The sequence below is a fragment of the Kitasatospora sp. NPDC059722 genome (assembly GCF_042733235.1).
Lineage (GTDB): Bacteria > Actinomycetota > Actinomycetes > Streptomycetales > Streptomycetaceae > Kitasatospora.
The window spans coordinates 125,861-143,902 of sequence record NZ_JBHWGD010000006.1; the positions used below are offsets into that span (position 1 = coordinate 125,861).

Consider the following 18,042-nt stretch of genomic DNA (forward strand, 5'->3'; position numbering starts at 1 on the left):
GGCATGCCACACGGGTTCTTGCGCTGTTCGGGTGGCGGGCCCGGGCGTTTCGGCCGGATCAGGGGTTTCCGGCCGCTGTCCGGGCCCGCCGGGGCGTAGAGGGGAGGGTTCAGCGGAAGAGGGGGAGGTGTTCCTCCAGGAAGGCTGGGAGGGTGCGCGGGACGCGCCCGGTCAGGCAGCTGATCGTCGGGTCCGGCTCCTCCTTCCGGAGCACCGTGAGCCGCTGGATCTCCACCACGTGGGTCGCCAGCCACTCCGGCATCCCGGCCCGCGTCACCAGGTGGGCACGCAGCTCCTCGGGGGACAGGTCGACGTAGCGGACCGGCCGGCCCAGCAGCTCGCCGATCAACTCGGCCAGCTCCGGATGGCTGTACGCCCGCCCACCGGTGAGCTCGTACGTGCCGCCCGCCAGCTCCGGCCGGGTGAGCACGTCCGCGGCGATGTCCCCGATGTCCCGCACGTCTACGTAGTTGCAGCGCGCCCGTTCCATCGCCCCGTGCACCACCCCGGCCGCGGCGATGCCGGGCGCGAGGAGGAGGAGCTTCTGCATGAACGCGTACGGCCGCAGGACGGTCGCCGCCATGCCGGAGGCGCGCAGGTGTTCCTCCACCCGGTGGTGTCCGCGCGAGACGGCCACGGGGGACAGCGGCTCCGCGGCCGGGGCGGAGATCTTCACGACGTGCTCCACGCCGCACTCCCCGGCGATCCCGATCGTGCGCAGCTCGTGCTCGACCTGGTGCGGGCCGTTGGCCATCGTGAGGAACAGCTGGTGGGCGCCCCTCAGTGCGGTGCGCAGCGACTCCGGGTCGGCCGCGTCGGCGAAGACCGGTTCGACGAGCGGGCGGGTGCTCGCGTCGAGGTCGCGGTCGAGGGTGGCGGCGAGGCGCTCGGGATCGCGACTGAGCGCTCGGGCCGGAGCGCCCAGGGCGGCGAGGCTGCGGAGGGTGGCTCCGCCGGTGGCGCCTGCTGCGCCCATGACGACGATCATGAGGTCTGCCTCTCGGGGTGGGGTGCGGGGTCGTTGCGGTGCTGCGGGGCGGCGGGGTGCGGGCGGCAGGCGCGCCAGCGGATGGTGATGAGGGTCGCGGCGATCGCCGAGGACAGCGGCAGGTCGACGGGGAGGCGGCCGGGCCAGGCCTGGTCGGCCAGTGCGGGAATCCGGGGCAGCCAGTGCGCTCCGGCGAGGCCGACGGCCAGGGCCACGGCCGCTGCGGTGACGGCGAGGACGATCGCGACTGCGACGCGCGGCGCGCGGGCTGCCCACGCATGGGGCGGGCGGCGGCGCAGCCGGGCTCCGATGAGGGCCGCGACGACCGCCGATGTGCCGGCGATCGTGGTGACCGCGGCGAGCATCAGCTCGGGCTGGTGCGTCGCGGCGCCGCCGAGGCCGGCCATCAGGGCGGGCATGACGTAGGCGGTCAGGACTTCTCGCCGGAGGACGAACCTCGGGGGTGCGCCTGGGGCCTTCTTGCTCATGGGGGTTCCTGTTCTGTGGGGGAGGACACTTGATTAGGTGGCTAATTATTTGGGCGTGAGGTGGTTAGATGGCTAAGTATTGGGGTGTTTAGGTGTTTGGGTGTCGGGCGTTGGGTGCTGGGGCGTTGGGTGGGGGTGGGGGTGGGGGTGGGGTGGAGTGGAGTGGGGGTGGTTAGTCGGTGGTGAGTGCGTCGATGCCCTCGACCACGCGGGCCAGGAGGTCGAGGAACGTCGTCCGTTCCTCGACCGAGAGGCCGCCGACCATGGCCTGCATCCGGGCGTAGTGCTCCGGTGCCAGGTCGCGCAGTCGCTGCGCCCCCCGCGCGGTGAGGATCACCACGTTGCGCCGCCCGTCCTCGATGGACGGGCGCCGGGCCACCAGGCCCTCCCGCTCCAGTCCGTCGACCAGCCCGGTCACCGTCGCCCGCGAGACGCCGAGGCTCTCCGCGAGCTGGGACGGCGACTTCTCGCCGCCGTGGTCCTCCAGGTCGGCCAGCAGCCGGTACCGGCCGGTGGACAGTCCGAACCGGCCGAAGTGCACCTCGCCCGCCTGCCCGAGCCTGGCGCCCGCTGCCATCAGCCTGGCCGCCACCAGCACCGCCTGCGGGTCGGCCGTGAGGCCGTAGCGGGCGATCTGGCGGCGTGCCTGGTCCAGCGTGGGGGCGCCGTGGCCGGCGTCGGGGTGCTGCGTCATGGGTTTAATATGGCGGCTAATCAGTTTCCCGGTCAAGCCCGGGCGGGGCGGGTTGCCCCGGAGGCACTACGCGGCGCGTGAGGCGGGGGTGATGCGGGGCGGGGTCCAGTCGGCGTGCTTCAGCACCGTTCGGACCATCGCGCCGGGCGGGGTGAGCCGGATCGCCGCGTTGCGCAGACCGACGGCGACCGGGTTGGTGAGCTGCTGGCCCATCCTGCCTGCCCGTCGGGCGTCGCGTGCCACCGTCAGGGTGCGGGGGCGGCGTGCGGCGTCGTAGCGGGTGAGTGCGGTGGTGATGGCGGCTTCGGCGGTAGCGGTGCCGAGGGCGGTGGCGGTGCCGAGGGCGGCGGCCAGGGTTACCGCGTCTTCCAGTGCCTGGCACGCGCCCTGGCCCAGGTGCGGTGTCATCGCGTGGGCCGCGTCGCCCAGCAGGGCGATCCGGCCGACGGCGAAGGACGGGACGGGTGTGACGAGCTCGTTCACGTCGTGGTGCAGCACGTCCTCGGGGCGGGTCGCCGCGAGCAGCGCCGGGATCGGGTCGTGCCAGCGGGCGAACCTCCGGCGCATCTCGTCGAGCGGGTCCCGGTAGCGCAGGCCGGCCGGGGCGTTGAGCGTGGCGTGCCACTCGGCCCGGCCGTCCGGGAACCCGATGTGACCGAACTCGGCGCCGTGGCCCCAGGTCAGCGCGAAGTCGTCGGCCAGACCCTCGACCGGGCGGTCCGTGATGGCCCGCAGGACCGTCGACCCCGCGTACACCGGGCCGGGGTGGGACGGGAACAGACGGCGGCGCAGCTTGCTGTTGATGCCGTCGGCGGCCACGACGAGGTCCGCCTCCAGCGTGGTTCCGTCGTAGGTCACCCGGACCCGGGAACCGGGGGCGGTTGCGACGTCGGTGACCTCGGAGCCGATCACGAGGTCGTTGGTGGGTATCGCGGCGCGGAGGATCCGGTGCAGGTCGGCCCGCGGGATGCCGACGATGGGGGTGCCCAGTTCGCGCTCCAGTGCGGCGCCGTCCATCAGGGCGAGGCGGCGACCGTCGGGGGTCCTCGTACCTCCGGTGTACTGGCGCCGCGACGCGGCCTCGACGGCGTCGGCGACACCGAGCGTCGCGAGTGCGCGCATGCCGTTGGCGTGCAGGGAGATGCCGGCGCCCGCGTCGTCGAGGGTCGCGGCCCGCTCGACGACGGTCACGTCCCATCCCACCAGCCGGAGCCCGATCGCGGCGGCCAGGCCGCCGATTCCGCCCCCGACCACCACTGCGGTGTTGTTGCGCATGGCTGGTCCTTTCGTGCTGTCTTCTACATCTGTAGAAGGAGGGTACAGCGGGCTTATGGGGGCCGCTGCGCGGGGCTTGGGGTGCGGGGTGGGCTTTCGGGTGGGTGGGGTTCGCCGGGGGTGGCTGCGGGGGTGGCCGCTCCGGGGGCTGGATGATTTTCCGACTGCCGACTCTGTGGGTGGGGTGTTCTCGCCGTTGGCAGTCTGAAAATCACCCGTCACGCCCCTCTCCGCGGCCACCCCCTCCGCCACCCCCTCCCGCAGCCCGACCCTCTCGCTGGGGAGGGATGAGGGGTGGGGGGTGGTTGAGGGGGGTGGGGTAGCTGCGGCGCGGTGGGGGGTGAGGGGGCGGGGGAGCTGCGGAACGGGGGCTTCAGATGGCCAGTGCCGGGGTCGGGTGGGTGGCCATGGTTTGTAGCAGGGTTCGGGCGGTGGAGTCGTTCTGGCGGAAGCCCAGGGAGTTGGTGCGGGGGCGGGCGAAGGCCGAGGCGGCGCGGAGGGTGGTGTGGGGGCCCATGGCGGTGCGGCGCGGGTGTGGGGCGCCGTTCAGGGCGGGGTCGATGAGGCGGCTGTCGTGTGGGGAGATCGCGATCAGGCCGGAGTGGTGGGTGTACTCCTCGTCGGTCAGGACCTCCTCGACGACCCGGTGGGTGTGGTGCAGGTCTTGCAGGACGGGGTCCGCGGTGCGGCCGATGGTGTGCTTCGGGAGGTAGGCCTCGATGAGGGCCGTCGCGGTGACGGAGTGGCCGGGGACGGTGGTCCCGGAGGCTCGCCAGGTGCCGTCGGCCTCGTTCCGGGTGATCCGGATGCCCGCGCCGAGGAACCGGACCACGCCGGCCTCGGAGAGCGCGAGCAGCTGGCGCAGTCGGAAGCCGGGCGGGCCGGAGGCGAGGTGGTTGAAGTAGCCGAAGAACCACCCGTCGACCTCCTCCGCGATCGACCGGGCGGTCAGCAGCCCGGAGCCGATCACCCGGGGGAGCTGGCCGAACAGCGAGAGCAGGGCGAGGAACGCGCCGAGGTCGGCGCTGTGGGCGGGGTCGGCGCGGCGGTCGGCGTCGGCGGTGATGTAGGCGCGCAGGTGGGCCTGGAGTTCGTCTGCGGACCTCAGTTCTGTTCCGGCCAGCGGGCGGTCGAGCCGTTCGAAGTCGAGCCGGTCGGCGGGGTCGGGGACGGCTTCGGCGACGAGGGCGGCGAGTTCGGGGGTGTACCAGCCGTACCGGTCGTAGCGGGCGAGGAACCCGGTCCAGGGCAGGGCGGTGCGTTCGGGGTGTGCGTGGAACAGTTCGTGGTAGTAGCCGAAGCCGACCTCCTTGGCCATCAACGGCCAGATGTCGCGGCGCAGTTCGAGCGGTCCGCCGGTGGCGAGGACGGCGTCGACGGCGGCCGCGCCGAAGTAGCGGGGGAGCGGGGCGGGCGGGCCTTGGAGGCGGTAGCCGGTCTTGGAGTGGTAGGGCACGCCGCGCCGGGAGCCGAGGTGGAGTACCGGTTCGCGGCCGGAGGGGTGGTAGCGCAGCCCGTCCGGGGTGGATTCGTAGTGTCCGCCGCGGCCTTCGGTCAGGAGCGTGATCAGGTCGACCGCGGCCAGGCCGAGGCCGCGCAGCACGGTGTGCTCGCCGGGGGCGAGGCCCGTGAGGTCGGCGTCGGCGGTGTAGACGGGCGGGAGGTGGAAGCGGCCGTGCCGGGCGGCGAAGTCGGCGTCGGCGTCGTGGCGGGGGTGCGGGGTGGAGTCGAGGTGGCCGAGGGTGAGGGCGACGTGGTCGGCGGTGAGCGTGCGGTCGCCGAGGTGGACGGTCTGCGGGCCGTCGGCGGGGCCGTCGATCCGCCGGACGGTGTCCCGGTGGACGGTCACGGTGACGTGCGGCGGCAGGTCGGCGACGGCGCGGCGGAACACCCAGTCCAGGTAGGCGCTCTGGGCCCGGCGGGTGGGGAAGTCGGTGGGGGCGAGGGTGCGCAGCTCGGCCCGCACGGCCGGGTTCGCGACCTCCCGGTAGGGCGCGAACCCGTGCCGGCGGCGGGCCCATTCGGCGAGCGAGGGGCCGGGGCGGACCGGGCCCTCGATGGTGGAGTGCTCGTCGGTGAACATCGTGACGTCCTCGGCCATCGAGTTCATCCGCAGCAGCGGGGACTGGTCGTGCCGCCAGATCCGGCCCGCGCCCGGCGGGTGCGGGTCGACCAGGTGCACGTGCAACGGCCGGTCGGCGGGCAGGAGTTCGGGAGCGTTGGCGGCGATCCGCTCCAGCAGCCCGGTGCCGCGCGGGCCCGCCCCGACGATGACGAGAACGCTCATGCCCCGACCGCCCGCCGGAGGGCCGCCCGGGCGCGCTGGAGCGGGGTGGGCGGCAGCCCGTCCCGGGTGGCGCCCCTGGCGTAGTGCCGTTCGACGTAGTACTGGCCGACGGACAGGACGGTGGTGATCACCAGGTACCAGATGGTCGCGACCATCAGCATCGGGATGACCTGGTACGACTGCAGGTAGACCAGCTGGACCGAGTACAGCAGGTCGGACACGGCCAGCACGCTGACGATGCTGGTGCCCTTGAGGGCGCCGATCAGCATGTTCCCCGCGGTGGGCACGATCGCCCGCATCGCCTGCGGCACGACGATCCGGCGCAGCACCCGCCACCGGCCGAGACCGAGCGCGGCCGCGGCCTCCAGCTGCCCGCGGTCGACGGACAGGATGCCGCCGCGGATCACCTCGGCCGCGTACGCGGTCTCCAGCAGGGTGAGGCCGATGACGGCGGTGAGGGTGGGCCCGATCAGGTTGACCGTCTTCACGGTGACGAACTCCGGGCCGAACGGGATGCCGAGGCCGAGGGTCGGGTAGAGCGCGCCGATGTTGAAGAAGAACAGCAGCTGGACCAGCGGCGGGGTGGAGCGGAAGAGCCAGATGTAGCCCCAGCTCAGCGTGCGCAGCACCGGGTTGGCGGACAGCCGCATGGTGGCGAGCAGGGTGCCGAGCACGAAGCCGAGGCCGAGCGTGACGGCGGTGAGCCAGAGGGTCAGGCCGAGCCCGTCGAGGACGGACCGCGCGGTGAACCACTCGGCGACGACGCCCCACTGGAAGGCGTCGTTGCGGACGACCGACGCGACCGCCATGACGAACAGCAGCAGGGCGACCGCGGCGGCGATCCACTGGCCGGGGCTCCGGCGGGCGACGATCCGGGCCTCGGCGGCGGGGTCCGGGGGCGGTGCGGGGCGGGCGGTCGGTGCGGGGGAGGGGAGGACGTTCGGCGGAGTGGCCATGGCGGAGGCTCCTGGCGGGAGGCGGGAGGTACGGGTGTCGTCACGTACGGCCGTCACGCCGGCCCGCGTCCCTCAACACGGCCGGCTCTGCGCTCCGCCGTGATCGTAGGCCGCGGCGCGCGCGGGCTGTCAAGGGTGACCAGGAGTCGCGGGAGGACGTCGAGAGATTGCAACAGCGCTGCAATGATGGGCGGTTGACGTACCGCTCGGGCCGCTGGTCAACTTGAGGCCATGTACGCCGAGCAGCTCCTGGTCACCCGCGACCACATCGACTTCGGTCGGGTGTGGTCGGCGGCGTGTCCGGCCTGACCCGGCAGCGGACCGCCGTCCTCCCTCACCGAGGGCTTTCCTGACGGCCTTCCCGACAGCCGTGCGCTGCCGCTCCCCCCGGCCTCACCCACTGCGCTCCGGCAGTTCCCTCGCCCGTCACGTACCCGTGCTCACGGCCGCCCCGCCGCGGCCGCCTCCGGCACGCCCGGATCCGCCCATTCGAAAGGTTCCGCCATGCCCGTCGAGTTCCTCGGCATCGCCGCCACCGGCGACGGTTCGGAGACCACCGCCCGCACCACCGCCGCCTTCGACCGCGACTACACCCTGCGGCTGGCCCGCGCCCACGAGGACCACGGCTGGGACCGCGTCCTGTTCGCGTACGGGGCCGGTTCGCCCGAGCCGGCCGCGGCCGCCGCGTTCCTCGCGTCGAAGCTCGACCGGCTGCAGATCCTGCTCGCCCACCGGCCGAACGTCTCCTACCCGACCTTCGCCGCCAAGACCTTCGCGACGCTCGACCAGATCAGCGGCGGCCGGCTCACCGTCCACTTCATCACCGGCGGCAACGACCACGAGCAGCAGCGCGAGGGCGACTTCCTCACCAAGGACCGCCGCTACGACCGCACCCGCGAGTACATCGGCATCGTCAAGAAGGCCTGGACGAGCCGCGAGCCCTTCGACCACGAGGGCGAGCACTACCGCTTCAACGACTTCGTCTCGGACGTCTTCCCCGTCCAGCAGCCGCGCCCCGGCGTCTCCTTCGGCGGCTCCTCGGACGCCGCCTACGCGGCCGGCGGCGCCGAGGCGGACGTCTACTGCCTGTGGGGCGAGCCGCTGGCCCGCACCGCCGAGCAGATCGAGCGGGTGAAGGAGGCGGCGCGCGCCGCCGGGCGCACCGACGTGCCGCGGATCCAGGTGGCCTTCCGGCCGATCGTCGCGCCGACCGAGGAGCTGGCCTGGGAGAAGGCGCACCGGACGGTGGACGCGATCAGGGCCCGCCGGGCCGGCGGGGAGCTGGTGCGCCGCGGCCGGCCGCTCGGCGCCGATGCTCCGGAGAACACCGGTTCCCAGCGCCTCGTCGAGATCGCCGAGGCCGGCGAGCGCTACGACCGCGCGCTGTGGACCCCGACCGCGGCGGCCACCGGCGGGGCCGGCAACTCCAACGCCCTGGTCGGCACGCCGGAGACGGTTGCCCAGGCCCTGCTCGACTACTACGACCTCGGCGTGGACATCCTCTCCGCGCGCGGCTACGACCTGCTGGACGACGCGATCGACTTCGGCCGGTACGTCATCCCGCTGGTCCGCGAGGAGGTCGCCAAGCGGGACGCCGCGAAGGCGGCGGCGCGGGCGAAGCAGGCCGAGCGCGACCGGCACCAGCTGATCGCGGTGCAGGCGTGAGCGAACCAGCCCATGCGGTGGCGGCCCGTGCCTTGGAGATCCGGCGCGTCACGGTCGACGATCCCCTGGTCGAGCCGCTGCTGCGCGAGCTGACGCACGAGTACACCAGCCGCTACGGCCCCGCGGGGCAGGTCGAGATGACCCGCTACCCGGCGGACGCGTTCGCCGAGCCGCACGGCCTGCTGCTCCTCCTGCTGGAGGACGGCGGGCCGGTGGCCGGCGGCGCGTACAAGCGCTACGACGAGCACACCGCCGAGCTCAAGCGGATGTGGACGGCCTCGGCGCACCGCCGCCGCGGCCTGGCCCGCCGGGTGCTGGCCGAGCTGGAGCGGGCCGCGCTCGCCGCCGGGTACCGCCGGATCTTCCTCACGACCGGTCCGCTCCAGCCCGAGGCCAGGGGCCTCTACCTGGCGGCCGGCTACACACCGCTGTTCGACGTCACCGCCGATCCCGTGGCGATCGGCCCGCTGCCCTTCGAGAAGCACCTCTTCCACTAGCGCACGACCGCACGAAAGGCCTTCCGTGAGAACCACTCCCGTCCGCCGCCTGCTCGCGGCCACGACCGCCCTGCTGCCGGTCCTGGCGGTGGCCGCGTGCGGCGCGGACCCGAAGATCCCGGGCGCGCCCGGTGCGAGCCGACTGGCCGCCGCGGCGGGCCAGGACGTCGTCTCCGGGATTGCCACGTCGGACGCGGCGGCCGCCCTGCTGCCCGAGGAGGTCCGCACCGCCGGCACGGTGAGGTTCGGCACGTCCTTCGGCTACCCGCCGAGCGCCTTCTACGCCGACCAGGCCACGAAGAAGCCGGCCGGGATCGACATCGACATCACCGACGCCGCCGCCAAGGTGCTCGGCCTCACCGTGCAGCGCGAGGAGGCCGCGTTCGAGACGATCCTGCCCGCCCTCGACAGCGGCAAGTACGACGTCGGCACCGGCAACTTCGGCGTCACCGCGGCCCGGCTGAAGACCATCGACTTCGTCACCTACATCGACGACGGCCAGGGCTTCGCGGTGCGCAAGGACGACGCGGGCGCCAAGCCCGTCACCGATCTCGTCCAACTGTGCGGGCTGACCATCGGCACCGGCGCCGGCACCACCTTCGAGACCACGCTGAACGCGAAGAAGAACGTGTGCGCCGAGGCCGGGAAGAAGCCGTACGAGGTCAAGGCGTTCAGCGACAGCGGCGCCGTGCTCACCGGCCTCCAGCAGGGCCGGATCGACATCGTGATGTCCACCATCAACGGCCTGCGCTACCAGGCCGCGCAGGAGGCCTCGGGGACGCGCTTCCTCGGCGAGTTCCACCGGCTGGACGTCGGCTTCGCGTTCAAGAAGGGCTCCCGGCTGACCCCGGCGTTCCGGGCGGCCGTCAACCAGCTGATCAAGGACGGGACGTACGAGCGGATCCTGCGCAAGTGGGGCGTCACCGACTCGGCGATCCCGGAGTCCCTGATCAGCCCGCCCGAACACCCATGACCCCCGGGTCCGTCGGAAGAGCCCCCGGGCCCGTTGGAGGAGTCCCCGCATGACCGTCACCGACACCACCGCCGTCCGCAGACCCGCCGGCACCGCGCGCGGGCCCGGGCACGTCGACCTCGACGAACTGGCCGGGCTGCGGACCGTCCCGGCCCGGCACCCCTGGCGGCTGGCCACCGGGCTGGCCGCGGTCGTGGTCCTCGCCCAGTTCGTCCACGGCCTGGCCACCAACCCGGGCTGGGACTGGGGCACCTTCCGGCTCTACTTCACCGCCGACGTGATCGTCCGCGCAGTCGGCCGCACCCTCGAACTCACCGCCTACGGCACCGTCCTGGGCTTCCTGCTGGGCGCCGTCGTGGCCGCGATGCGGCTGTCGCACAGCCGCATCCTGCGGACCGTCGCGTGGGCGTACGTGTGGGCGTTCCGCTCGATCCCGCTGATCGTCCAGCTGGTGTTCTGGTTCAACCTCTCCTACCTCTACAAGCGGTTCGGCCTCGGCATCCCGTTCGGCCCGACCTTCGGCGGCTTCGAGACGATGAACGTGCTCAGCGCGCTCGGGGCCGCCGTGCTCGGCCTCGGGCTGCACCAGGCCGCGTTCGCCGCCGAGATCATCCGCGGCGGCATCATCGCCGTCGACGCCGGCCAGCGCGAGGCCGCCGCCGCGCTCGGCATCCCACGCCTCCGCCAGGCCTGGCGGATCGTCCTGCCGCAGGCGATGCGCGGCATCCTGCCGTCCGCCGCCAACGAGGTGATCTCGCTGCTCAAGGGCACCTCGGTGGTCTACGTGATGGCCATCGGCGAGCTCTTCTACCAGGCCCAGGTGGTCTACGGGCGGACCGGCCGGGTGGTGCCGCTGCTCATGGTCGCCACCGTCTGGTACGTCCTGCTCACCACCGTCCTGTCCGTCGGCCAGTACTACGTCGAGCGCCACTTCGCCCGCGGCGCCGAGCGCACCCCGCCGCCCACCCCGCTCCAGCGCGCCCGGACGTTCCTCCGGGGCCCCGGCGCGGCCCGCAGCCCGGAAGGACAGTCGTGACCACCCTGACGAAGACCGAGGCGGCCCCCATGGTGCAGGTCCGCGGCCTGCACAAGAGCTTCGGCCCGCTCGCCGTCCTGCGCGGCGTCGACCTGGACGTCCCGGCCGGATCGGTGACCGTCGTGCTGGGCCCCTCCGGCTCCGGCAAGTCCACGCTGCTGCGCTCGATCAACCACCTGGAGAAGCTGGACCGCGGCTTCGTCGCCATCGACGGCGAGCTGATCGGCTACCGGCGCTCCGGCGACCGGCTGCACGAGCTCAGGGAGCGCGAGGTGCTGCGCCAGCGCACCCACATCGGCTTCGTGTTCCAGGGCTTCAACCTGTTCCCGCACCTCACCGTGCTGGAGAACCTGGTCGAGGCGCCGGTCAGCGCGCTGCGCAGGCCGAAGGCCGAGGCCAGGGCGGCGGCGCTGCGGCTGCTGGAGCGGGTCGGGCTGGCCGACAAGGCGGACGCCTACCCGCGGCAGCTCTCCGGCGGGCAGCAGCAGCGGGTGGCGATCGCCCGGGCGCTGGCCCTGGAGCCCAAGGTGCTGCTGTTCGACGAGCCGACCTCGGCGCTGGACCCGGAGCTGGTCGGCGAGGTGCTCGACGTGATCAAGGACCTCGCCCGCAGCGGCACCACGATGATCGTCGTCACCCACGAGATCGGCTTCGCCCGCGAGGTCGCCGACACCGTCGTCTTCATGGACGGCGGCGTGGTGGTCGAGCAGGGCCCGCCGGCCGAGGTCCTGGACCGCCCCCGGCAGGAGCGCACCAAGGCGTTCCTCGCCAAGGTCCTCTGAATCCGCACCCCTTCAGAAATCCCCTTCCCCGTACAGGAGTTCCGCCATGTCCCTGCCCCGCCGTGCCCTCGTCGCCGCAGTCGCCGCCGTCTCCCTCCTCGGCCTGGCCGCGTGCGGCGGCCCCGCGGGCGCCGAGGCGGAGCTCGCCCCGGCCAAGGGCAGCACCGCGCCGGACGGCACGACGGTCAACCTGACGGCCGACCAGAAGCGCGTCACCACGCCCAAGGTGGACGCCATCGCGGCGCTCGTCCCGGAGGAGATCCGCAGACGCGGCACGCTGACCGTCGCCGACAACCTCGGCACCACCCCGCCGCTGGAGTTCTACGCCGACGACGACAAGACCGTCATCGGCGTCGAGCCGGACATCGCCTCGCTCATCGGCAACGTGCTCGGCCTCAAGGTCGAGTTCAACCCGGTGTCCTGGGAGAACATCTTCGTCGGCCTGGACGCCGGCAAGTACGACGCCGGCCTGTCCAACATCACCGTCACCGAGGCCCGCAAGGAGAAGTACGACTTCGCCACCTACCGGCTCGACATCCTCGGCTTCGAGGCCAAGAAGGGCAGCGGCCTGAAGGTGACGGGTGCCAAGGACCTCGCGGGCCGGACGGTCGGCGTCTCCTCCGGCACCAACCAGGAGAAGCTGCTGATCGCCTGGAGCGAGGAGGACGTGCGCAACAGCCTCAAGCCCATCGACATCAAGTACTTCCAGGGCGTCGAGTTCTACCTCGCGCTCTCCTCCGGCCGGATCGACGCCTACGTCGGCCCCAACCCCAGCCTGTCCTTCCACGCCAAGCAGAGCGGCGAGACCGAGGTCGTCGGCACCTACTCGGGCGGCGGCGCCGACGTCCTCGGCAAGATCGCGGCGACCACCAGGAAGGACAACGGGCTGGTCAAGGCGCTCAACGCGGCGATCGAGGAGACGATCAGGAACGGCACCTACGCGCAGGTGCTCAAGCGCTGGGGCCTCGCCAACGAGGCCGTGCAGAGCTCCGAGATCAACCCGCCCGGGCTGCCGAAGACCGCGTCCTGATCCGTTCACCCGTTCGTCTTCCCCCGCCGCTATGGTGGTCCGCCCGGCGGCGAACGCCGGGCGGAGGAAATGGACTTGGGGGGAGACATGCAGGCGGGGGACGTGCTCGACGGCCGCTACCGGCTGGAGTCGCTGCTCGGCCGGGGCGGCTTCGGCTCGGTCTGGCTGGCCACCGACGCGCGGATGGGCCGCAAGGTCGCGGTGAAGGTGCTGCTGGAGGAGCACGCCACCGACCGGGAGGCCGTCAGCCGGTTCATCCGCGAGGCCCGGACGGCCGGCGGGCTCGCCGGCCCGCACATCGTGACGGTGCACGACTACGGCCGGGTGCCGGCCGGGGGCGGCTCGGGGTCGGGGTCGGGCGAGACCCACTACCTCGTCATGGAGTACGTCCGCGGCCGCTCGCTCGCCGACGTCCTCAAGGACGGCGTACCCGACCAGGCCGACGCCCTGCGCTGGGCGCGCCACGTGTGCCGGGCGCTGGACGCCGCGCACCGCGAGGGCATCGTCCACCGGGACATCAAGCCCGAGAACGTCATGATCGCGGAGGACACCGGCAAGGCCAAGGTGCTCGACTTCGGCATCGCCCGCCTGCTCACCCAGAGCGCCGTGCTCACCTCCACCGGCAACATCGTCGGCACCGTGCCCTACCTGGCCCCCGAGGTCTGGTCCGGTGCCGGCGCGGACAGCCGGGCCGACCTCTACGCGCTGGGCGTCATGCTGTACCAGCTGTGCACCGGCCGGCGGCCGTTCCAGGCGTCCTCGGCCGCCGAATACATGTACAAGCACCTGGAGGAGGTCCCGGCGAGGGTCCGCACCGCCGACCCGGCGCTCGGCGACCTCATCGCCCAGCTCCTCGCCAAGGACCCCGCCGACCGGCCCGCCGACGCCGCCGAGGTGCACCGCAGGCTGCGCGAGGTCCGCCCCGGCGCGCCCGGCCACGGCGATCCCGGCCCCAGCCCCGAACAGCTGCGCCGGCGCGCCGACCAGGCCTGGCGGCTCGGCGCGGGCGGCGCGCCCGGGGAGGCCGTGGCGATGCTGCCCGGGATCATCCGCGACCTCGCCCGGATCTGCGGCCCGGCCGACCTCCGTACCCTGCGCACCTGCCACGACCTGGCGGTCTTCCTCGCCCGCGACGGCAGCAGGGGCGCCGCCGTCGCGCTGCTGCGCGAGCTCGTCCCGGCCCTCGCCGCCGCCCCGGAGGCCCGGGCCGACGTGCTGCGCGACCTCGGCCGCTGGGAGCGCGAGCTCCCCGCCGAGGGCCCGGGCGAGCCCCGGGCCCTGACCCTCGACGGCCTGCTCGCCGGCGGCCCGCGGAACGGCTGAGGCACCGACGGGGGTGAAGGGTGTCAACCGTGCGGGACGCCGATTCGGGCCTTCCCCGGGCTGTAGGAATTGATAGGAATTCGCTCACCGGGACGGTCTGGATCGCCCGCGGCGCCGTTGATATACCTCGTTGCCAGACTCGGGACCGGTGTGCGGCCGGCCCGGTGACCTGCGACGAAATGGTGGTGACGGATCGATGAAGCTCCTCCGTGTCGGACCCCCGGGCGCCGAGCGTCCGGTCGTGCTGGGTCAGGACGGCACCGGTTACGACCTCTCCGGCCGGACCCGGGACATCGACGGGTCCTTCCTGGCCGGACTGGACGCGGCCGCGCTCGCCCGGGACGTGGCGGCGGGCCTGCTGCCCGAGGTCGACCTCGCCGGGCAGCGCGTCGGCGCCCCGGTGGCGCGGCCGGGCAAGGTGGTCGGGATCGGGCTCAACTACCGCGACCACGCGGCCGAGGCCGGGGCCGCGATCCCGGACGAGCCGGTGATCTTCCTCAAGCCGAGCTCGACCGTGGTCGGCCCCTACGACGAGGTCCTGGTGCCGCGCGGCGGCGACAAGACCGACTACGAGGCCGAGCTGGCCATCGTGATCGGGCGCCCGGCGAGCTACCTGGCCGGCCACGCCGAGGCGGCGCGGGTGATCGCGGGCTACACGATCGCCAACGACGTCACCGAGCGCGCCTTCCAGCTGGAGCGCGGCGGCCAGTGGGCCAAGGGCAAGTCGGCGCAGACGTTCACCCCGCTGGGCCCGTGGCTGGTCACCGCCGACGAGGTGGCCGACCCTCAGCGGCTGCCGCTGCGGCTCTGGGTCAACGGCGAGCTCCGGCAGGACGGCAGCACCGCGCACATGATCTTCCCGGTGCTCGAACTCGTCCGCTACGTCAGCCAGTTCATGGCCCTGGAGCCCGGCGACGTGATCGTCACCGGCACCCCGGCGGGCGTCACCCTGGGCCACCCGGGCGCGGCGTTCCTGGCCCCGGGCGACGTCGTCGAGATCGAGATCGACGGCCTCGGCCGCCAGCGCCAGGTGCTCGGCAAGGCCTGAGCACCCGCCGCCCGACCCCAGGCACGGGGGTCGGGAGGCCACCTCGGCCCCACCGTTCCACCGCGGCCCGCGCCCCTACCGCCGGGCCGCCAGCACCGCCCGCAGCCGCTCCGCCCGCGGCGCGTCCGGCCCCTCCAGCGCGAGCAGCGCGGCCAGCACCTGCGCCGTCTGCGGATCGTGCAGCGCCGTCGCCGCCGCCATCGCCGTGAACTGGTCGACCAGCCAGTCGCGCAGCTCGGCCACCGGCAGCGCGCGCCCCTCGTCCAGCCAGCTGAGCGAGGCCCCCTCGACCACCGCGATCCACGACCGCACCAGCAGCGTGAGCCGCGGACCCGCCTCCCGGACGCCCAGGTGCCGCAGCGTGCGCCGCAGCGCCGCCCGCCGGACGTCGTCGACGATCGCCGAGGTGCGGGCCGTCTCCACCACCGAACCGCCGCGCAGCAGCGCCGAGTAACCGGCGTCGTGCTCGGCGACGAACGCGAAGTAGCCGTCCAGGACGGCCGACAGCTGCTCGGACGGCGTGCCGGTGAGCGGGACGGCGAAGCGGCTGGTCAGCTCGTCGGCGGCGGTGCGCAGCGCGGCCTCGTAGAGCTGCTGCTTGCCGCCCGCGAAGTAGCGGTAGACGAGCGGCCGGGAGGCCCCGGCGGCCTCGGCGACGTCGTCCAGGCCGACCTCCTCGGGCGCCCGGGTGGCGAACAGCTCCAGGGCCACCGCGATGAGCTGCTCGCGCCGCTGCTGGACCGGCAGCCGCCGGTAGCCGGTGCGGCGCGGCCGCGGTCCGGGGTCGGCCGGGGGGTCCGCCGGGCCGGATGCGGTGGCGGGGCGGGCATCCATGGCGCTCATGGCCGTCAGCGTAATGGGCGTCGGGACGATCGGATCCTGTCGGGCGCCGATGTTCTCGAACGGCTGTTTGCGGGTGCCTTCCGAACGGTTGTCGCGGCGCGCGGCCGGTCGCCGCCCTCCCGTGGGCCACCCGTACCGGGGGGCAAGGGGGTTGCATTCGGCCCGTGCCGCGAAATGATGTCCGAATGGTTGAAGAACTGATCACCTCCGACGGCCCCACCCCGCGCCGCATCGCCGACGGCTACGTCCGCGACCTCGCCGAGCTCGACCCGCTGACCGCGGTCTACCTGGGGCTGAACCCCGAGGACGACCGGCTCCCCGACCTGTCCCCGGCCGGCGCGGAGGCGGTCGCCGACCTCGCCCGCCGCACCCTGGACCGGCTGGCCGAGGCCGAGCGGGCCGGCACTGCCGAGGACGAGGCCGAGCGCCGCTGCGCCCGGCTGCTGCGCGAGCGGCTGACCGCCGAACTCGCCGTCCACGACGCGGGGGAGGGCTACCGGGCGGTCCGCAACCTGGGCTCGCCGGTGCACAACACGCGTGACGTCTTCACCCTGATGGCCACCGAGACCGAGGAGCAGTGGGCGGTCGTCGGCCGCCGCCTGGCCCGGGTGCCGGTGGCGCTGGCGCAGTACCGGGAGACGCTGGAGGGCGGCATCGAGCGCGGTCTGCTCTCCGGCCCCCGCCAGGTCGCCACCGTGGTCGGGCAGTTCGGCGAGTGGCTGGCCGATGGCGACGTGCCGGCGGGAGAGGCGCCGCGAAGCGGCTCGGACGAGGGCGGTGGCGGGCGACGGGGGGGCTGGTTCGGGCAGTTCGTGGCGCAGGCGCCGGAGGCCCTGCGCGAGGAGCTGTCGGTGCACGCCGTCGCCGCCGCGGGCGCGCTGGCCGAACTGCGCGACTGGCTGCGCGACGTCTACGGCCCGGCCGCCGCCGGCACCCCGGACACCGCGGGCCGCGAGCGCTACGGCCGCTGGGTCCGCTTCTGGACCGGCTCCGACCTGGACCTCGACGAGGCCTACGCCTGGGCCTGGGGCGAGTTCCACCACCTGCTCGCCCAGATGGAGAGCGAGGCCGAGAAGGTCCGCCCGGGCGCCGGCCCGATGGAGGCGATGAAGTGGCTGGAGACGGACGGCGAGGGCCTCGCCGGCGCCGAGGCCGCCCGTGAGTACCTCCAGGGCCTGATGGACCAGGCGATCCGCGACCTCCAGGGCACCCACTTCGACCTGGCCGAGCCGGTCACCCGGGTCGAGTCGATGATCGCCCCGCCCGGCAGCGCCGCCGCGCCGTACTACACCGCCCCCTCGCTGGACTTCACCCGCCCCGGACGGACCTGGCTGCCGCTGCTCGGCCGCGAGCGCTTCCCGGTGTGGGACCTGGTGTCGACCTGGTACCACGAGGGCGTCCCCGGCCACCACCTGCAGCTCGCGCAGTGGAACTACGTCGCCGACCGGCTCTCCACCTACCAGGTCAGCCTCGGCGGCGTGAGCGCCAACCTGGAGGGCTGGGCGCTGTACGCCGAGCGCCTGATGGACGAGCTCGGCTACCTGACCGACCCGGGCCACCGCCTGGGCTACCTCAACGCGCAGATGATGCGGGCGCTGCGGGTCATCGTCGACATCGGCATGCACGCCGGCTTCGACTTCCCCGCCGAGTCCCCGTACCGGCCGGGCGAGCCGGTGAGCCCGGAGGCCGCCCGCGAGTTCTTCGGCCGCTACTGCGGCCTGTCCGCGGACTTCCTGGACAGCGAGCTGGTCCGCTACCTGGGCATGCCGGGCCAGGCGATCGGCTACAAGCTGGGCGAGCGCGCCTGGCTGCGCGGCCGCGCGGCGGCGAAGGCGGCGCACGAGGCGCGCGGCGAGGAGTTCGACCTCAAGGCCTGGCACATGGCGGCGCTGTCGCAGGGTTCGCTCGGCCTGGACGACCTGGTCGAGGAGCTGTCGGCGCTGTAGCGGCCGGGCCGTCCGGGCCCCGGTCCGCCGGGGCCCGGACGCACGGTCCGGACGGCGGGGCGCGGACGTAGGCCGACGGTCGCAGGACCCCGGTCGTACGGCCTGGTCCTTTCGTCTCGCACCTCTTATTCCATTGGTCCGATATGGGTCGATTTGGTGAGGTTTTTCCTTGCCATTCGTCCGCATGCGCGTTTGGCTGGAAGGCGACTGC

At 73.6% G+C, this 18,042-nt stretch carries 16 protein-coding genes; 9 read left to right on the plus strand and 7 right to left on the minus strand.

Annotated elements, in window-relative coordinates:
• Positions 1-109 precede the first annotated feature (109 nt).
• From ACFV4F_RS05740 to ACFV4F_RS05765, 6 genes are all read right to left on the minus strand, one after another.
• Positions 110-976: an NmrA family NAD(P)-binding protein gene (locus tag ACFV4F_RS05740; protein ID WP_380500567.1), complete on the minus strand. Its 867-nt coding sequence runs from the start codon at positions 974-976 to the stop codon at positions 110-112.
• An 8-nt stretch (positions 977-984) separates the two neighbouring features.
• Positions 985-1,476, minus strand: coding sequence for a hypothetical protein (locus ACFV4F_RS05745; RefSeq protein ID WP_380500568.1), 492 nt, complete (start codon positions 1,474-1,476; stop codon positions 985-987).
• A gap of 172 nt (positions 1,477-1,648) precedes the next feature.
• Entirely contained in the window at positions 1,649-2,170 is a 522-nt protein-coding gene (locus ACFV4F_RS05750) for a MarR family winged helix-turn-helix transcriptional regulator (protein WP_380494076.1), read from the minus strand.
• Between the two features lie 66 nt (positions 2,171-2,236).
• Positions 2,237-3,445: an FAD-dependent monooxygenase gene (locus ACFV4F_RS05755; protein WP_380500569.1), complete on the minus strand. Its 1,209-nt coding sequence runs from the start codon at positions 3,443-3,445 to the stop codon at positions 2,237-2,239.
• Between the two features lie 373 nt (positions 3,446-3,818).
• A complete protein-coding gene (locus ACFV4F_RS05760) occupies positions 3,819-5,732 on the minus strand; it encodes an FAD/NAD(P)-binding protein (RefSeq protein WP_380500570.1) in 1,914 nt (637 codons plus the stop codon).
• Positions 5,729-6,688 (minus strand): amino acid ABC transporter permease, encoded by a 960-nt coding sequence (locus ACFV4F_RS05765; protein ID WP_380500571.1) that lies wholly within the window; start codon positions 6,686-6,688, stop codon positions 5,729-5,731. The genes ACFV4F_RS05760 and ACFV4F_RS05765 overlap by 4 nt, the downstream gene beginning before the upstream one ends.
• A 504-nt stretch (positions 6,689-7,192) precedes the next feature.
• Between ACFV4F_RS05765 and ACFV4F_RS05770 the strand changes: the two genes are divergently transcribed.
• The 8 genes from ACFV4F_RS05770 to ACFV4F_RS05805 all read left to right on the plus strand — a co-directional run bounded on the left by ACFV4F_RS05770 (position 7,193) and on the right by ACFV4F_RS05805 (position 15,042).
• Entirely contained in the window at positions 7,193-8,353 is a 1,161-nt protein-coding gene (locus tag ACFV4F_RS05770) for an LLM class flavin-dependent oxidoreductase (RefSeq protein ID WP_380440072.1), read from the plus strand.
• Positions 8,350-8,850: a GNAT family N-acetyltransferase gene (locus ACFV4F_RS05775; RefSeq protein ID WP_380440074.1), complete on the plus strand. Its 501-nt coding sequence runs from the start codon at positions 8,350-8,352 to the stop codon at positions 8,848-8,850. Before ACFV4F_RS05770 ends, ACFV4F_RS05775 begins: the two co-directional genes overlap by 4 nt.
• 25 nt (positions 8,851-8,875) lie before the next feature.
• On the plus strand, positions 8,876-9,823 hold the full coding sequence (locus ACFV4F_RS05780; RefSeq protein ID WP_380440076.1) for an ABC transporter substrate-binding protein: 948 nt from the start codon (positions 8,876-8,878) through the stop codon (positions 9,821-9,823).
• A gap of 49 nt (positions 9,824-9,872) precedes the next feature.
• Positions 9,873-10,859: an amino acid ABC transporter permease gene (locus ACFV4F_RS05785; RefSeq protein WP_380500572.1), complete on the plus strand. Its 987-nt coding sequence runs from the start codon at positions 9,873-9,875 to the stop codon at positions 10,857-10,859.
• A gap of 29 nt (positions 10,860-10,888) precedes the next feature.
• Positions 10,889-11,641 carry an amino acid ABC transporter ATP-binding protein gene (locus ACFV4F_RS05790; RefSeq protein ID WP_380440183.1) on the plus strand — a complete coding sequence of 251 codons (753 nt, stop codon included), beginning with the start codon at positions 10,889-10,891 and terminating at the stop codon, positions 11,639-11,641.
• 46 nt (positions 11,642-11,687) lie between these two features.
• On the plus strand, positions 11,688-12,671 hold the full coding sequence (locus ACFV4F_RS05795; protein WP_380500573.1) for an ABC transporter substrate-binding protein: 984 nt from the start codon (positions 11,688-11,690) through the stop codon (positions 12,669-12,671).
• A 75-nt stretch (positions 12,672-12,746) separates the two neighbouring features.
• On the plus strand, positions 12,747-13,994 hold the full coding sequence (locus ACFV4F_RS05800) for a serine/threonine-protein kinase (RefSeq protein WP_380440082.1): 1,248 nt from the start codon (positions 12,747-12,749) through the stop codon (positions 13,992-13,994).
• 196 nt (positions 13,995-14,190) lie between these two features.
• Positions 14,191-15,042: a fumarylacetoacetate hydrolase family protein gene (locus ACFV4F_RS05805; protein WP_380500574.1), complete on the plus strand. Its 852-nt coding sequence runs from the start codon at positions 14,191-14,193 to the stop codon at positions 15,040-15,042.
• A gap of 75 nt (positions 15,043-15,117) precedes the next feature.
• Here the strand turns inward: ACFV4F_RS05805 and ACFV4F_RS05810 are convergent, their stop codons facing one another.
• Positions 15,118-15,876 carry a TetR/AcrR family transcriptional regulator gene (locus ACFV4F_RS05810; RefSeq protein WP_380500585.1) on the minus strand — a complete coding sequence of 253 codons (759 nt, stop codon included), beginning with the start codon at positions 15,874-15,876 and terminating at the stop codon, positions 15,118-15,120.
• 194 nt (positions 15,877-16,070) lie between these two features.
• On the opposite strand from ACFV4F_RS05810, the gene ACFV4F_RS05815 reads away from it, so the two are divergent.
• Entirely contained in the window at positions 16,071-17,831 is a 1,761-nt protein-coding gene (locus ACFV4F_RS05815) for a DUF885 domain-containing protein (protein WP_380500575.1), read from the plus strand.
• The last annotated feature ends 211 nt before the right edge of the window (positions 17,832-18,042 follow it).